Raw genomic sequence first — 17325 nt, 5'->3', positions numbered from 1 at the left:
GATAAGGTAATTACTTGATCTCTCGTAGTGGCACAAATCGAACCGATATAAATGGCACAGTTTGAACCGAAATGACTGGCACTATAACTCCGAAATCATTGGCACAAATCGAACCGAATTAACCATTCTGGTCTCTTACCAACTTTCTTTGTGCAAAATCGTTTGGTATCTCTTCTTTGATGGTTCTTTCTTCTAAATACATTTTTCTGAAAAGCTCCAAAGCTATTTGCGCACGTTTCTAGGAGAACATAAAGATTTCATGGTAACATGGATAATTACATATGGACTTCTGAAAGAAAGATTGTAATGAATAGCTATGAAATTAAAATAATAATAGCAAGAATCAGATTGTTACTTTTCTTGTAATATGGTTAGGGATTATATTGGTGAACTTTCAAACAGGTAATCTTAAGAGTAAAAAATCAAAAATCCAATACGTTGTTCAGAGCCTCATCAGTTTTAGAATGATCAAAATTAGATTGATATCCTACAGTAGTACTAAGGTTGAAGTGTCTGTACATTTTTTGAAGCATCTGCACTGGAATATCACCTCCAGCTATATTTCCAAAACTATGCCTTGCAATGTGATTGCTTAGTTTTTTTTCAATACCAGCCAATTTTGCTATGGTCTTTAAACGGGTATTTAGTATACCGGAGGTGTTATTAATTTTTTTTGTAGTAGCCTTGACATCCTTTTTATCGATCCCTTTAAGATAAGGAAATACATAATCGTCGTGGCTCTTTTTATCCTGTTTATATTTAGATAAAATGATCTTTGCTTTATCAGGGATTAATAGGGAGTCTGTTTTATTATTTTTACCCATCATATAATATAACCTTTCATTTTGGATATTAATCCATTTAGTCCGTAAGGTATCGGAGATCCGCATCCCTGCAAAGTAAAAAGAGAACAAAAATAAATTTCGAGCATCATCAAGAACCTGATTTTCTGAAAGGTCTAATTCTTCCAGACTTTTAATCTCTTCCTTATTTAGACCAATTTTCATAGTTTGCGCGTGGCTTGTTTTTATTCCTTCTCTGGAAAAAGGATAGTATTGTCTACCCACGTACCCTTCCCTGATAGCTCTGTTAAACAATTTTCTTACTAGTGCTAAATGGTCATTAATAGTTGATGTTGCAGAATTCCTATTGGTTTTTAAAAATAGGATAAACCGTTTTAAAAACCCTTCTGTAATCTCTTCAAAAAGAACGTCTTTACCAGTAACAAACTTTTTAAAATTCTTAAACCTGTAAGTTTCAGAACGGTGACGGTTATACTTGGAAGGCAAATCAATCTCTTTTAGATATATTTCTGCCAACGCAAAAAAAGTCATAGTAGTACCTTCTTTTCCTTTGAGGATATTGATAAGTTGAGAAGAGGTATATTTCCTGTTCCGTGCATCGTAGTCCCTTACAAGGTTGGATGCCCTGGTTTTTTCATTATCACATAAATTATTGATCAGCCTATAATTTATATGAGACTGTCGGACTTTTCCTTTTTCGGCATTCCAGTCTTTTAGGTGTACATATTCAAGAAACTTATAACTTGGTTTACGGTCTTTAATAATTCGTAATGCGAGTGGATGCTTGCCGTCTTTATTTTTTTTACCTTTAAACAGAACAATTTCAATGGATGTCATATTGTTTTGGTTTATGTGATTTTGAACCAAATATAAGAGATCCGGTTTAAACATAGGTAAAACAAATCGAGGTTTTTAAATGATTTAAAGCAACACTGATTTACAAAAGACTACCTGTAAACTATATGTTTGTTAGTGGTTTATGTAAATTAGTGTTGATTAGTGTAGCCTATTGTGAACACAAGATGAGTTCATTTTTTTAACTAATTACCGCTAATATGTTTTTTACGAAATGCACTTGGCGTCATTCCGGTATATTTTTTGAAAGCTGTATTAAATGAAGACTTAGAATTAAAACCTACTTCATATAATATCTCGAGTACTGTCACACTCTTTTTTAGTGGATCTTTTAATAAATCCATAGCTTCTTCAATCCTATAGGAATTTATAAAATCAAAGAAGTGTTGATCCAATTGATGATTTATCAAAAGTGACACGTCTCTAACAGGAGTTTTTAAGGATTCAGAAACATCTTTAATAGACAATGAAGGGTCAAGAAAGGGTTTTTCTGAAGACATATATTTTTTTAGTGCAATCAAATTCTCATCAGTATTAGCTATGCCTATTTTTTTTGATTTTTTTTCTTCTGAGATGATGTCATTTACCAATTTTAATCTGGAATCTATATTTCTAAAGAGATCCGGATAATTTAATGCCTTAAATAAGTACCAGCAAATAATCAACATTTCGAATAGTAATAGACTAACTCTAAACCATTCTGAGGCAAAATCGAATTGAGAAAACTTTAAAACATTCTTCACTAGAGCAATAGTGTAAAAAACAGTTACTGCTGTTGATAACTGAAATAACCAGTCATATGATTTAACATTAGCACTGGTATAATTTTCCTGATATATCTTTTTAGCTCTTCGTAAAACCACAAATACTAAAATCAAATAAAAAGCTACCTGAAGATGCAGAAAGATGTGATTAAACCGAAATTCGGCTATATTTTTATGATTTGTCAATAGTTTTATTTTTGATTCAGTATCCACTAAATAATATCTGGGTATCAATACTACATTAGCAATCAGGAAAGGGATTAAATGTACTACATATTTTCTCTTCTGTTTGAAATCAGAGTAACAAACAGATAGTATATACATATAAAAAACTGGTAATTGCAAAAACACAAATAGGTTTCTAATCATCGATAAATCAGATGGAGACTGTAGAATAAACCCTTCAAAAAAGCCACTAATATCAATCGCTTTTAAAACTAAAAATAAAGCGAATAACTGATTACTAACTCTATTTTTAGTTTTTACAGTATATAAAAAAACTGCTAAAAATAAAGCCACAAAAACTGAGATCGCAGCAATAATTGTAATCAGATTAATTGTTTCCAGATTTAATTTATAATAAATTTCCCCGATGCAAACATCTGAGATATTTGTTTGAATTCTAATGTACTTGATGAAAACTTTAAGTTTTCAAAACCCCCTCTTCACTAAAAGGCGAACCTATACTAATTAATTGCTTAATAGCCTAAAAAAGTTATTTCAACAATAAGGTATCTGCTTTCAATTCTTTGGTAATCCAGACTCTAAGCTTATTTTTCCTAACCTGATCCAAACTATCTGATACCTGAAATTTCCACGTTGGAAAAATAGTTTTTATGGTATCAACTTTCATAAAATTAGAGTGTAATATTTCGCCATACCCCAGCTCAGCTAAATCCGGGAATCTGATTTTAGCATCTTTAGCAATGGTACTATAGGGTACTGCATCAGATGAAATTTCTTTCTTTGCCTCGGATAATTGTGTTTCCAACAGGGCAAGTCTTATTTTTAGATCTTCTACCTTATCTAATAATGCTTCATTTTCAGTTTCTAAACGATTTAACTCTACAATATACCTGTCATTTGCCTTGGATATCTGCTCTATCCCTCTAGATTTATTCCCGCTAATTTTTAACGCAAAGTCATTAATATTCTCATACTTTTTTAGCTCATTCTGCAAATCACTAATAGTTGCTTCTGTAAGCTCTCCATCAAAATATAATTTAATAGACTTATCTTCATATTCATAAAACTGTTTACGTAGATATAAATTAGGGTTTGCTTCAATCTCGTTTGCTATAAAACTTTTATAATCTCGCTGACAATTACTCTCTTTTAATGTTACATAAAAAGTATATGCTGCCGGTATAACCGCAACAATAGCCAAAGCTGAAGCTAGTCTTGCTATACGTTTTCTTTTTGCAGAATTTGCATAACGCAGCATCGGAAAACGCAGTAGTTTTGCAACAATAAATGTAGATAATGCTATAAAAATTGCATTAATACAGAATAAATATAACGCTCCAAATGCGTAATCCGGATTTAATTCTGCAATTCCATACCCTACAGTACATAGTGGAGGCATTAATGCTGTAGCAATGGCTACTCCAGCTATAGCATTGGGCACTGTTCCTTTTTTAGACTTAGCTACTATCAATGCCAAACCTCCTGAAATGGCAACAAAAACATCCAGAATAGTTGGAGCTGTACGCGATTGTAATTCTGGAGTTAGCTCTGTTAGTGGAGAGATTGCAAAATATATAGTGGCTGTCAGCACACTTAGACCGACCATCACCCCAAGGTTTACTAAAGATCTTCTTAGTGTATCAATATCATTAATTGCAATAGAAAGACCAACTCCTACAATAGGCCCCATTAATGGTGAAATTAACATTGCCCCAATAACTACTGCCGTAGAACTTACATTAAGACCAATCGAAGCTACAAATACAGAAAAAATAAGAATCCAAGCTGTATGTCCTTTAAATGGTATATCGTTCTTAACATCTTCAATAGTCTGATCTTTATCTGTATCTGATCTAATATCCAATAATCCGGTGAGAAATATTTTTATGCTTTCAAAAAGACCTTTTGCATCTCTCTTTACCGTTTCTTTAATTTCCTCATTTTCTGGAGTGACAGGTTGATTGGTGTTCTCTGACATAGTTATCCGTATTTTTCTCCGTACGTATCTTTTACCCTCTTTAATACTTGTTTAATATCCTGTTCTTTCTTTTTAGGATAGATTAACAACACATCTTCTTTATCAACAATTATATAATCTTCTAATCCATCTATCACAACAATTTTATCTGCTGCTGTCCTAATCATATTACCAGACGCCTGTTCTGCCAAAACTCTGGCATTTACTACTGCATTGTTCGATGTTGTCTTCTCCAGTTTATCATATAATGATCCCCAGGTTCCTAAATCATTCCAGTCAAAAGTAGCAGGAAGCACATATACATTTTCTGCTTTTTCCAAGATAGCATAATCTATAGATATATTTTCTGCCAATGGATAGTTTTCTGCAATAAAATCGTTCTCCTGCGTTGTGTTATAAACAATTGACCCTTTATCGAATAAATCAGTCATTTCTTTTTGAAATTTTGCAAAAGCAGTAATGATACTTGTAGCACTCCATATAAAAATTCCTGCATTCCACAAATAATTACCCTGATTTACAAACTGCTGAGCAGTCTCATAATTAGGTTTTTCGGTAAAACGGGCTACTTTTTTGATATCTTCTGTATCCTTATCATATTTTATATATCCATATCCCGTATTAGGAAAAGTAGGTTGAATCCCTAAGGTCATTAATATATCTTTCTCAGCACAAGCCTCAAAACTTTTCTTTACATCTCCTAAAAATGCATCTTCATTCTCAATCCAGTGATCACTAGGAGCTACAACCATCACCGCATCAGGATTTTCTTTATGAATTTTTAGCGCGGCATACAGTATACAAGGCGCTGTATTACGCATTGCAGGCTCTGTTACTACCTGTTGTTGTTTTGCCTTGGGTAATTGCATCAAAACCAAATTATTATACCGCTCATTAGTCAATATAAATATATTTTCTGTCGGAATGATTTTGGCCAATCTATTAAAAGTCCGTTGAATTAAAGTTTCTCCAGTCCCCAACATGTCGTGGAATTGTTTTGGAAACTCCGTTGTACTTACAGGCCAGAATCGAGATCCAACTCCCCCTGCCATCAAAATAGCATAGTAGTTTTTTTCCATAATTTAATTTAGTAATTCGACTTCAGCATTGGGGTTAAACAGGTAGATCCTACCTGTGCTTAGTTCGACACATTCATATCGTTTTACACGTTTATTTCCTCTCTGAAATATTTTTCCGTTATATAATCTAAACTTGCTTCCTAAAGGTAACTCAAATATATAATTTTTATCGTTTTCTGGATCAAATTGTTTTAATGCCAATGCTAATTTTGTATCCGTATCACTGCTTGCCTTGGGATTTCTAAAATGATTGGCTACTACTGATAATATTTTTGCAGGAAAAACATCTGGATTAATATAAGGCAACATCAACTGCTGGAACGTTTTTTTCCATTCTATGCCATGTGGTTTGATATAACGCCCATATTTTTCGAAAGCTACTAAATGTGCAATCTCATGAATTAATGTAATAAGAAAACGATATTTGTTTAGAGAAGAGTTTACTGTAATCTGATGCCTCCCATCTGGTGTTTTGCGATAATCACCATGTCTGCTAACTCGCTCATTAACGATTTTCAGGTAAACATTACATCCTACAATCAGATCAAATGCAGGTTCTACTGCACGCTCGGGAATATATTTTGCCAGTATCTCTTTCACAATGGCAAAATACAAAATTAAGCGTATTAAAAAGAACACGCTTAATTTATAATCTTCATTTCTTTATCCATCTGAAATATAACAGAATTAATATTACTAAAATCAGTAATGGCCAACAGTAAAACAATGCTAAAAAGAAATATTCTACTAGTTTCCATCCAAAAGATACCCCATCAACTGCTTTATCCAAAAAACTGGGTGTATACCCTTTGGGCTCTTCTTTTGGGATAATTGTTTCATACATATCTACCTGAATTGTACTGTATGAAATCTTATTAGTAAGGTAATTAAGTCTTCCTTGCGCAGCTTCAATCTCCTCCTGAATTTCTCTTAGCTTACTCTCTGCCATTAAGATATCTTCTACCGTTTTTGCTTTTGACCTTAAAATATCTTCGTAGCGTTGTTTAACTTCTAGTTTTATTTTTAATCTGGAGGTAATATCAACATACTCTTCGGTTACATCTACTGTGGTTATACTTTTGTGATCTACAAACGTTCCTATCAGACAAATACTATCCAGTACTTTATCAAAACTAATCTGAGGTATTCTCAGCGTAAACCTATTTTCTTTTGTGTAATTGGTATTCGTAAATCGTTCATCAGAAATATATCCATCATACTGAAAAGCCATTTTTTTTGCTAAAATAGTCGCCTGTTCTACATCCAACACTTTAATTTTACAATTAGCATTTTTGATGATTTTTATTTTGTTAGTAACAACATTCTTCTTATCATCTTTTTCTAATGCATTCAATTCTGCAGTTTCCCCTGTTTTTTCTACAGTTATATTTTCTGAAATATAATCATACTCTTTTTCTGCCTGAGCGCAAGAAAAAATAAGTAATAAGAAATTGATCACGAGCAAACCCATACCTGATTTTAAAGCTTTTGTTTTCATCTGTTCCTTTTTTATTGTTTTGATTTTGTAATTCGAAAACAAACATAATTATGGAAAAATCTGTACTATTGTAAAACACTTGTAAATCAATTTACAATTTTTAAAATATTATATTTCAAAACATTAACACGATCAATCCTAAAGAAAAAATAGTATTCTCTCTTCTTAAAAAAGAAGTTTCTAATCAGTTTTTAGAATATAACACTGCATCTGATAATGATATTTCTATGTGGAAAGGACAAGATATTATTTTGTTTCAGGAGGATCTGCAAAAAAAGACAAAGGGAAGTATCAGCGAGAAATCATTCTATAGTTATTTTAAGAATACACCAGAAAAACTACCTCGGGTAGATATTCTCAATATGCTATCTCACTATTGCGGTTATATCAATTGGAATGATTTTAAAACTAAAAACTCTAAAAAAACAACTCTGACAAAAAAGAAATATCCTAAAAAAGGAAGTAGCCTGATTCTTATCAGTACAATACTAATAACCTCAGCATATCTTCTTATTCCCAGAGAACATACATTTAGATTCTGCTTTATTGATCAAGATAGAAACCAGCCAATTGACAAAACTCCTATTGATATCACAATCCTTAATCATGAACAATCTCATTTTTATACTAAAAGCGATAGCTCAGGGTGTTTCAATTGGAAAACAAAAGATGACTTTATTCATTTTGTCATTAAATCTCCCTATCATAAAACGGATACTATCTTTAGAACTGCTGCTTCTTTATCTATTGAAAATATACAGGTACGAACTGATGATTACACCTTAATGCTTTATTACTATGCTAATGGAAAAGTAGAAGATTGGAAAAACAGAAAGCGAGAATTATCTAAAATGATTGCTGATGATGCTATTATTTTTCAGGTGTTACCTGCGGGGCTAGGTATCGAAATCTATTCTAAAAGTGAGCTGATTAAGAAACTCACTACACCTACAAAAAGCTTAAAAGACATAGAAATTATTGAATCTAAAAGATCCAACGGGCAGATTGTTAAACTAAAATTTAGCAGTAAGTTATGAAAAAGTTTATATATACCCTCCTGGTTTTTATAACCATCAGCTGTGCTAAAGACACCTCTAAAAGCATGGATACCAATGACCTGCCTATAGATGTAATGGAAGAAACAAATGAAGCACCTTTAAATCTGATAGAAAATTCTTACAACAAATTAATCACAGAAAAGCTTCAGGACTATCTGGATCATAGATCTCTCGCAGCGACACATCCAGATTTTACTACCACTCAAATCAGCGATTCCCTAGAGCTGTTTAGAGACAAAAACGTTAAAAAGATTCAGGAAATACAATTTATCGAGCAACCAGAAATTTTATCAGACTCTATAACAAAATTAACTACAATTGTACGTTTTATGAATACCAGTTTAGATACTATCATCTCACATATCAAAACATCCAATGTGATTATTGATACTACTAAATTTAAAACTTCTAAGGTAACATTCGAAAGATTAGAACTCCCTAAAAGACAACGATAAAACCTATCATTTCATTAAAAAACTACGGTTTTTACTTATTAAAAGACTTACAAAACCGTAAAAAATCAGCTTTTAATCGAATTTATTTTAGTATTTATCGAGTATTCTTAATTTTTAACCTGTTGTTAATCAATTATTAATACTTTTAAAATCTCAAATTTTACATTTTAGACGTAAAAAAGTATAATGCTAATGATTATGAAAACGTATACAATTTTAATACCTTTACTTATTTGTGCATTTAGTTTTGCTCAAACTCCTGTTGAAAATCAAAACCAGGAAAATACCATTCAAGAAGAAAACATTGCTGAGGAGGAAGAATCAGCTATAGAAAACGAAAAACTAAAAGAACTCGCTACAAAAAGAACGATAGCCTTACAAAAAGAACTCAATCTCAACAATTACACGAGTAGTATTCTTCAAAAAACTATTATTGAGTATTCTAAAAAAGCTAATAAGATTATACAATCTAATATGTCAGAAGATGATAAGACCATGAGCTTAAGCAATTTGGTTTACTTCCAAAATGAGGAACTAAAAGAAATACTCACTGTTCCTCAATTCTATCAATACCTTAAATTAAAAAATATTAGATAAATAATACGATTTGTGATTAAAAAATTCGTATAAATTCATTGAATTATTTTTTCTTTATGCAAGGCAAAAAAATCAAGCATAGCTATAGCTACGGTTTATTTTTTAAACGAAGTAGAAAGGAAAAAGAAACGATGAATATGCGAAATTTTTAGTTATAAATCGTATAAACTCTGTACACTATTTATCTCATCAGGAATTTACGTTATTTTTTTTACGATCTGTAAAATCTTGTCATAATCAGAAACTGCCATCAAGGTGTCGTCAAAAAATTGTTTGCTGCACATAGGTATTTTGGGATTTGACATCATCTTTTTTAATGAAGTAGCAGATAGATGAATTTCTTTAAAACCACTTTTTTTAAATGCTAGTACATTTTCAACATTGATCCCGCCACCTGGCATTATCAATAGAGCCGACTGCGATTTATTCAACAGTTTTTTTAAAAGATTGATACCTTTTATTGCAGATATTTCCTGCCCGGAAGTCAATATTCTATCAACTCCTATTAGAGTCAATTCATCCAGAGCTTTTACAGGATCCATAACCCAATCAAACGCACGATGAAAAGTAAATTCCATAGGGCGAGAAAGTGCAATCAACTCTTTCGTTCTTTTGACATCAATACTATTATCTTGATTTAAAACCCCAGATACCACACCTTGACAACCTATACTTTTACAATATTCAATATCCTTTTTCATGATATCAAACTCATCTGATGTATAGACAAAATTTCCGCTTCTTGGCCTGATTAATACATATATTGGAATTACTAATTCCTGAACTACTTTTTCTATAACCCCATGAGATGGTGTTATTCCTCCTACTGCCAACTCTGCACATAATTCTATACGATCAGCTCCTGCTTTTACAGCATTGGATGCCGATTGATATGAGTTTGCACAAATTTCTATCTTCATTTTATGATGATTTTCACCACTAAATATGACGCATAATTATTAGTGTCGCGTATATCCTTCTCAAAGGAACGCTATTATGGAGTACTATTAGATACTTGTAGCACCTTACCATTATAAAACGTATTAGCAGTCAGCGAAAAATCTTTAATATACATTGCCATTTCTATTGCTGTAAGCGGTGCCTGGTATCCCGGAAATGCTTCTTCCAGCATTTCTGTCTGAACTGCTCCCAGTGCCAGCACATTAAATGAAATTCCAGTATCCTTGTACTCTTCTGCCAATAATTCGTTTAACGTAATTACAGCACCTTTACTAGAGCTGTAAGCAGCTAATCCCGGAAATTTCATACTTCCCTGTATCCCCCCCATACTGCTTATCGTTACGACATGACTTCCTGATATCATCAAAGGCAATACAAGACGTGTCATTTCTGCAACACCAAATACATTTACTCTGTATACTTCCTCAAATTCTTTAGAAGTAGTTTTCTCGAAAGGTTTATTTAATAATTTTCCTGCATTATTAATTAACACATCTACTTGTTCCCAGTTATTTTTTATGTAGGACTCCATCTTTTGTAAATCTTCACGATTACAAATATCAAAAGAGAATGTATGAATATTTTTATGAGACAGTAATGCTATAGGTTTTTCATTTCTGGACAATGCTAATACCTGATGCCCTTCTTCTGCAAATATTTTGGCCATTTCATATCCTATACCTCTACTGGCACCTGTGATAATGATATTTTTCATTGATAAAACAATCTTACTTATTTAGTTTATTAATTCAATTCAATTGAATCTCTTTTGTTGGTGTATTCAACATGGTCGTGATTACCGGAATGCAGTCATTTATTAATTCTGCCATAAATTCATAATTCATTTCAGAAACTTCATCATCTACATGATGATAATACTCATAGTTCGTAAAATCAAAGGTTGAAATAGTTTGGCAAGGCACATTGAACTCTTCATGAAAAGGGTAATTATCACTTCTCTTAAATAACTGAAACTCTTTTGCTTTTGGTAAAAAACCAATTAATTCTGCCCCTGAATATTCGTTCATCTTTGCTGCCATATTTGACATTTCATACCCTGTTATATATGCCTTATAAGATTTATCGTTTAATGGCACTCCAATCATTTCAAAATTTACCATTGTATACAGATCTATATTTTTCTCTTTTAAAACCTTAGATAAATGCTTAGAACCCAATAATCCTTTTTCTTCTGCTCCAAACAAAACAAACAAGACACTTCTTTTATTATTCTTCATTTTTGCAAAATATCTTGCCAATGAAATTACTGCAGTACTACCCGCAGCATTATCGTTAGCCCCATTTGCAATCGTATCTCCAGCTACAGTTTTTGCCGTACCAATATGATCATAATGAGCTCCTATGATTATATATTCATTAGCTAACTTTGGATCTGTTCCTTTAAGAAAACCTACAACATTATATGTTTCTACTCCTTCAACATCAAAGGTATCCAGGTAAGAATCAAAATAGGGTTTTACATCATATTTTTTAAATTCTGATTCAATAAATGTTGCTGCTTTTTTTAAGCCTTCGCTTCCTGTATCTCTTCCTTTTAAATCATCACTTGCTAAAAATTCCATTACTGATGCTACATCAGACACTTCTGTTTTTACTTTCTGAGATTGTGCATTGGTAGCTTGAGTACAACCTATACATAAAACACCAAATACAATTACAACTATTTTTTTCATCTTTATTTACACTATTAATTGATTGTGAATTTTGCTAAAGATACTTAAAATACACTTTTAATAACACCTTATTAAATTTACATTAATTTGGTTATTTTAAAATGCTGTAAAAGCATAATTGTTCTTGCGTCTCTAATCTCTCCTGTTCTCAACATCTCAAAAGCTTTTTCGAAACTCATTTCCAATACTTCTATATGTTCTTGCTCCTCTTTGAGACCTCCTCCAACAGTTATTTTCATCTCATCAGTATACGCTGCTATAAACAAATATGCCAACTCTGTCATTACAGCTGGCGATGCATATGCTTCTAAAACTCTCTCAACGTCAGGCACAAGATAGCCTGTTTCTTCTAACACTTCTCTTTTAGCACATTCTTCTGGATTATCTCCATCTAATGATCCTGCACACACCTCTATACTCATTCCGGATTCAGTACCGTTCAAATGTGTTGGCAACCTAAACTGTCTTGTAAGGACAACTGTTCTCTTATTAAGGTTATATAATAAAACTGACGCACCATCTCCATGATCGTATACTTCTCTCGTATGTCTTTCTTCTTTTAAATCGTCTTTTATATAATCAAAAATATATTCTTTTAGCAAAAAAAAATGATCCGAAAGCACTTTGGATGTAAGGTTTTTAATTCTTTGTTTCATCTGTTATTATTTATTGTTTTAGAGATCACTAGAACCTTTGATAGGAAACTCGAATGTAAAATTAAAAATCCCACTCCAAAAGAGTGGGATTTTTATATCATTCTAAATATACTTTTTAAATCAGGCTAACATAGTTACCGGATTCTCTAGATATTGTTTTAATGTCTGTAAGAACTGAGCTCCAGTTGCCCCATCTACCGTTCTATGATCGCAAGCTAATGTTACTTTCATTGTATTCCCTACTACAATCTGACCATTTTCTACCACTGGTTTTTCTACAATCGCACCTACAGATAAAATAGCCGAATTAGGTTGATTAATAATAGAGGTAAACTCATGAATCCCAAACATTCCGAGGTTAGATACTGTAAACGTACTCCCACTCATTTCTTGGGGAGTCAGTTTTTTATTTCTGGCTTTACCTGCAAGATCTCTAACATTTGCTCCAATCTGAGTGAGTGACATTTGATCTGTAAATGGCAAAACAGGAACTACTAATCCATCAGGAACAGCTACTGCAACACCGATAGCAATATGCTTTGCATATTTCATGACTGTATCTGTCCACTGCGTATTTACCTGAGGATGTTTTCTCAGCGCCATTGCACAAGCCTTTACCACCATATCATTAAAGGAGACTTTGGTATCTGGTATTGCATTAATTGTCTTTCTTGAAGCTATTGCATGCCCCATATTAACCTCTATTGTCAAATAATAATGAGGAGCCGTAAACTTTGATCCTGCAAGACTTCTTGCAATTGCTTTACGCATTTGAGAATTTTTCACCTCTTCAAAACCCTCCTCTCCTGCCGGGGTATATGTTTGAATAGCAGGTGCAGAGGCTTCTTTTACTTCTTGACCTGCACTAGCCTTTGTGGCAGAAGGAGTAAATGATTCTATATCTTTTTTTGTAATTCTACCATTCTCTCCTGTACCTTTTACTTCTGAAAGGTCTATTCCTTTATCTGCTGCAATTTTCTTAGCCAATGGGGAAGCAAATATTCTTCCTCCTGATGCAGTTGTTTTTTCGACATCAGTGGCAACCGATGCTTTCTCTTTTTCAACCTTAGAAACCTCATTAATTACAGCAGTAGCAGTTGTAGGAACGCCATCCTTCAAGCCCGAAACATCTGTTCCTGCCGGACCAATAATTGCTAACAAAGCATCTACAGGAGCTGTTTGTCCTTCTTCGATACCTATATACAGCAGTGTACCGTTATAAAAAGATTCAAACTCCATAGTAGCCTTATCTGTTTCTATTTCTGCAAGGATATCTCCTTCTTCTACAGCATCACCTACTTTCTTAAGCCATGTAGCCACAGTACCTTCTTCCATCGTATCACTAAGGCGTGGCATCGTGATCACTTCTACTCCATCTGGAATTGCAGGTGCTGTAGTAACAGCCGTAGAAACCTCTTGTGCTTTTTCTTCTTTGGGAGTTTCAGTCTGCGATATTTCGTTTCCATTTAAAAGATCAGAAATATCTTCTCCTTCATCTCCGATAATAGCTAATAATTGATCTACAGGAGCTGTTTCTCCCTCTTCAATACCAACATGTAACAATACTCCGTCGTAGAAGGACTCAAACTCCATGGTCGCTTTATCTGTTTCGATCTCAGCAAGAATATCTCCTTCACTAACTTTATCTCCTTTTTTAACAAGCCACTTCGCGACAACACCTTCTTCCATGGTATCGCTCAATCGCGGCATATTAATTACTGTAGCCATAATTTATTGTGGTTTGTGTGGTAAAAATGGGTAATCATCCTGCTCATATACAACATCGTACATCACATTCTTTTCTGGAAATGGCGATTCTTCTGCAAATTTTTGACATTCTGCAACTTTATCTTTTACTCCTTTATCAATAGCAGCAATCTCTTCATCTGTAGCATACCCATTTTCTTTAATCACATCCAAAACTTGTGTAATTGGATCGATTTTTTGATATTCTGCTACTTCTTCTTTTGTACGATATTTTTGAGCATCACTCATAGAATGTCCTCTATATCTATATGTTTTTAATTCCAGAAAAGTAGGACCTCCTCCTGTCCTCGCTCTGGTAATCGCCTCATCTAAAGCTTCTGCAACTTTAATTGGGTTCATAGCATCTACGGGACCGCAAGGCATCTCATACCCTAATCCTAATTTCCATATATCCGTATGATTAGCAGTACGCTCTACAGAAGTTCCCATTGCATATCCATTATTCTCTACACAAAATACAACCGGAAGATTCCAAAGCATTGCTAAATTAAAGGATTCGTGTAATGATCCCTGGCGCGTAGCACCATCTCCCATAAAAGTTAGGGTTACAGCATCTCTCTTATGATATTTGTCAGCAAATGCCAAACCAGCTCCTAATGGGATCTGACCTCCAACAATACCGTGACCTCCATAAAAACGATGTTCTTTAGAAAAGATATGCATTGAACCTCCTAATCCTTGAGAAGTACCGGTACCTTTACCAAATAACTCAGCCATAACTCTTTTGGGGTCTACTCCCATACCTATGGGCTGAACATGATTACGATATGCAGTAATCATCTTATCTTTTGTCAGATCCATTGCATGCAATGCTCCTGCCAAAATAGCTTCCTGACCGTTATATAAATGCAAAAATCCTCTTACTTTTTGTTGGATATACACTTGAGCCAGCTTGTCTTCAAACTTTCTCCAGAAAAGCATATCTTCGTACCACTGCAGGTAAACTTCTTTGGTTACTTTTTTCATTTAAAAAATGTAATGATATTTTCAAAATTAAGCCAGCTTTATTACTGACCTCTCTAACAATTACAGAACTTTTCTGCTTATTTCTCAATTAAGCGAAAAACAAAAATAATATATTCAGTACTAAGGAAAAAGGAGTTTCGAGATAAAATATACGAAAACGTTATAAATATGAATTATCAAAAATAAGAGGAAGTAAATTAGCCAAAGAATAGGATTTCACCACTTTTCCAGTCTCTCCCGTAAAAAATATCTCGATTGATTTTTTTTGTTTTAACTCATACTCTGCAATAGCCTGCCGGCAAGCTCCACAAGGTGGTGTTGGTGTAGTCAATCGATACTTCAGTGACTTGGCCGACAATGCCATTTTCAAGATAGGTTCATTCGGATAATTTGCTCCTGCATAATAGATAGCTGTTCTTTCTGCACATAACCCAGATGGATAGCACGCATTTTCCTGGTTATTTCCCAAAACTACCTTTCCATTTTCTAGTAACAATGCAGCTCCCACCAAAAATTCTGAATATGGGGCATACCCTTTATCTCTAATATCAAAAGATTGTTGCATCAATTGCCGGACATCTTCTGGTAATTCTTCTAATGAGTCATATACTTGTAATGTAGATTTAATCTCTAATTCTTTCATCTAAATCCTATAATTTATATACCCTTAACATCCCAAAATTACTCATTTCATATAAGCATTTTTTCTGAAGACAAAAATGAGAATAATTATCAAACCAATGTACTTTAAACAAAAAAAGTATCAAACATTAAGGATGCCTGATACTTTTTTTGTTCTTTTTAAAGAAATATTTTACTATCTGTCGTAATAGTCCTCACCAAAATTGAATGAAAGACCAAAACGCAATGTCCCTTCTAACGGACTTCTTACTGCCGAGGTAGAGAATAGATATGATAAATCAATATTAACGATCGTATATTTAAAACCAGCTCCTAAAGAAACAAATTTACGTGCTCCTTTTTCTTCAGCTTCATTAAAATAACCTGCTCTGAAAGCAAATACATCACGATATACATACTCTGCTCCTAAAGCATATGTAAATTCTTTTAATTCCTCACTAAAACCATCAGGAGCATCACCCCAGGAAGAAAATATAGCTCCAAATTCACTAATTTCATTATACTCCTGAATTGCTAAATTTTGTTCTTCTGATGTAATTTCTCCATCTCCATTAGTATCCGGATCCAGTGGTGTAGGCACTAATAATTTTGCCAATTCTAATGTTGGTGTAATTCTATTATACTCATCTAATAAGAAATCAAAACCAACCCCAGCTCTGAAAGTAGTAGGAAGAAAGTCCTCCTGACCTGCATCATCATACTTTATTTTGGGACCAATATTAGAAATATTCAGACCAGCTCTCCATCTACCATTAAATGAATTATAAGCTGTTTCCTCACTCTGGTAATATCCAGAAATATCAACTCCAAAGCTTGAAGCTGCAGTCGCCTCTGAAACTGCATCCAGTTTTAAATCAGAACGCAAATAACGCCCTGTAATACCCATTGAGAAATTAGGATCTAACTGTAATGCATAAGAAACATCAAAAGTCAATTCGTTTGGCTTTTGGATTAATCCCAAATCATTAGCATCTGTTCTAAATTCTATTTCTCCCAAACTAAAGTATTTAAAACTCGCAGAAATTGCACTTCTACCATCTTCTCCAAAACGATTGTAATATGTTAGGTTTCCCAGGCCTATATCATTTACAAGACTACTTAAATATGGTGTATAATTAACACCAACCCCCTGCTGTTTACTGACAAAAGCATATTTTGCCGGATTCCATTGTTGTGAAAATGCATCAGGAGCTGTTGCGACTCCTTGATCTCCCATTCCGGCAGCTCTTGCATCAGCAGCAATCAATAAAAATGGTACTGCTGTAGTTATTGCTCGATTTTGTTCTTGCGCTTGTATTTTAATATTAGATAGCGTTAAAAATACAAACCCAATGATTATGATCTTTCTCATATTGAAAATTGATTTT

At 33.4% G+C, this 17325-nt stretch carries 17 protein-coding genes; 3 read left to right on the top strand and 14 right to left on the bottom strand.

The window, feature by feature from the left end:
• Positions 1-422 precede the first annotated feature (422 nt).
• The 6 genes from F0000_RS15070 to F0000_RS15045 all read right to left on the bottom strand — a co-directional run bounded on the left by F0000_RS15070 (position 423) and on the right by F0000_RS15045 (position 7163).
• Entirely contained in the window at positions 423-1640 is a 1218-nt protein-coding gene (locus F0000_RS15070) for a site-specific integrase (protein WP_188112134.1), read from the bottom strand.
• 203 nt (positions 1641-1843) lie between these two features.
• On the bottom strand, positions 1844-2941 hold the full coding sequence (locus F0000_RS15065; protein ID WP_255452762.1) for an AraC family transcriptional regulator: 1098 nt from the start codon (positions 2939-2941) through the stop codon (positions 1844-1846).
• Positions 2942-3137: 196 nt separating this feature from the next.
• Positions 3138-4586, bottom strand: a complete 1449-nt coding sequence (locus F0000_RS15060) for a DUF389 domain-containing protein (RefSeq protein WP_149625553.1) — start codon at positions 4584-4586, stop codon at positions 3138-3140.
• 2 nt (positions 4587-4588) lie between these two features.
• Positions 4589-5665 carry a mannose-1-phosphate guanylyltransferase gene (locus F0000_RS15055; protein WP_149625552.1) on the bottom strand — a complete coding sequence of 359 codons (1077 nt, stop codon included), beginning with the start codon at positions 5663-5665 and terminating at the stop codon, positions 4589-4591.
• A 3-nt stretch (positions 5666-5668) separates the two neighbouring features.
• The gene (locus F0000_RS15050) at positions 5669-6265 is read right to left on the bottom strand and encodes a SprT-like domain-containing protein (protein WP_149625558.1); all 597 of its coding nucleotides are present in this window, start codon (positions 6263-6265) and stop codon (positions 5669-5671) included.
• A 55-nt stretch (positions 6266-6320) separates the two neighbouring features.
• The gene (locus F0000_RS15045) at positions 6321-7163 is read right to left on the bottom strand and encodes a DUF4349 domain-containing protein (RefSeq protein ID WP_149625551.1); all 843 of its coding nucleotides are present in this window, start codon (positions 7161-7163) and stop codon (positions 6321-6323) included.
• 227 nt (positions 7164-7390) lie between these two features.
• Here F0000_RS15045 and F0000_RS15040 point away from each other — a divergent pair, with 227 nt between their 5' ends.
• The 3 genes from F0000_RS15040 to F0000_RS15030 all read left to right on the top strand — a co-directional run bounded on the left by F0000_RS15040 (position 7391) and on the right by F0000_RS15030 (position 9273).
• Positions 7391-8200, top strand: a complete 810-nt coding sequence (locus F0000_RS15040; RefSeq protein ID WP_149625550.1) for a hypothetical protein — start codon at positions 7391-7393, stop codon at positions 8198-8200.
• Positions 8197-8676 carry a hypothetical protein gene (locus F0000_RS15035; protein ID WP_149625549.1) on the top strand — a complete coding sequence of 160 codons (480 nt, stop codon included), beginning with the start codon at positions 8197-8199 and terminating at the stop codon, positions 8674-8676. The genes F0000_RS15040 and F0000_RS15035 overlap by 4 nt, the downstream gene beginning before the upstream one ends.
• 198 nt (positions 8677-8874) lie before the next feature.
• On the top strand, positions 8875-9273 hold the full coding sequence (locus F0000_RS15030; protein ID WP_149625548.1) for a hypothetical protein: 399 nt from the start codon (positions 8875-8877) through the stop codon (positions 9271-9273).
• Positions 9274-9470: 197 nt separating this feature from the next.
• Here the strand turns inward: F0000_RS15030 and F0000_RS15025 are convergent, their stop codons facing one another.
• The 8 genes from F0000_RS15025 to porV all read right to left on the bottom strand — a co-directional run bounded on the left by F0000_RS15025 (position 9471) and on the right by porV (position 17309).
• Positions 9471-10193: a copper homeostasis protein CutC gene (locus F0000_RS15025; RefSeq protein WP_149625547.1), complete on the bottom strand. Its 723-nt coding sequence runs from the start codon at positions 10191-10193 to the stop codon at positions 9471-9473.
• Between the two features lie 74 nt (positions 10194-10267).
• Positions 10268-10948, bottom strand: coding sequence for an SDR family oxidoreductase (locus F0000_RS15020; protein ID WP_149625546.1), 681 nt, complete (start codon positions 10946-10948; stop codon positions 10268-10270).
• Between the two features lie 34 nt (positions 10949-10982).
• On the bottom strand, positions 10983-11927 hold the full coding sequence (locus F0000_RS15015) for a M20/M25/M40 family metallo-hydrolase (protein WP_149625545.1): 945 nt from the start codon (positions 11925-11927) through the stop codon (positions 10983-10985).
• A gap of 77 nt (positions 11928-12004) precedes the next feature.
• On the bottom strand, positions 12005-12583 hold the full coding sequence (locus F0000_RS15010; protein ID WP_149625544.1) for an NUDIX domain-containing protein: 579 nt from the start codon (positions 12581-12583) through the stop codon (positions 12005-12007).
• Between the two features lie 120 nt (positions 12584-12703).
• Complete coding sequence (locus F0000_RS15005; protein WP_149625543.1) at positions 12704-14311, bottom strand: pyruvate dehydrogenase complex dihydrolipoamide acetyltransferase; 1608 nt, start codon at positions 14309-14311, stop codon at positions 12704-12706.
• A gap of 3 nt (positions 14312-14314) precedes the next feature.
• On the bottom strand, positions 14315-15316 hold the full coding sequence (gene pdhA / locus F0000_RS15000) for a pyruvate dehydrogenase (acetyl-transferring) E1 component subunit alpha (protein ID WP_149625542.1): 1002 nt from the start codon (positions 15314-15316) through the stop codon (positions 14315-14317).
• Between the two features lie 160 nt (positions 15317-15476).
• Positions 15477-15959, bottom strand: coding sequence for a cytidine deaminase (locus tag F0000_RS14995; protein WP_149625541.1), 483 nt, complete (start codon positions 15957-15959; stop codon positions 15477-15479).
• Between the two features lie 174 nt (positions 15960-16133).
• The gene (gene porV / locus F0000_RS14990) at positions 16134-17309 is read right to left on the bottom strand and encodes a type IX secretion system outer membrane channel protein PorV (protein WP_149625540.1); all 1176 of its coding nucleotides are present in this window, start codon (positions 17307-17309) and stop codon (positions 16134-16136) included.
• Between the last annotated feature and the right edge of the window lie 16 nt (positions 17310-17325).

It is taken from the genome of Aquimarina sp. RZ0 (assembly GCF_008370685.1).
In the GTDB taxonomy this organism is placed as follows: domain Bacteria; phylum Bacteroidota; class Bacteroidia; order Flavobacteriales; family Flavobacteriaceae; genus Aquimarina.
The sequence above is the reverse complement of the archived record's forward strand: the minus strand, read 5'-3'. Positions and strand labels throughout refer to the sequence as shown.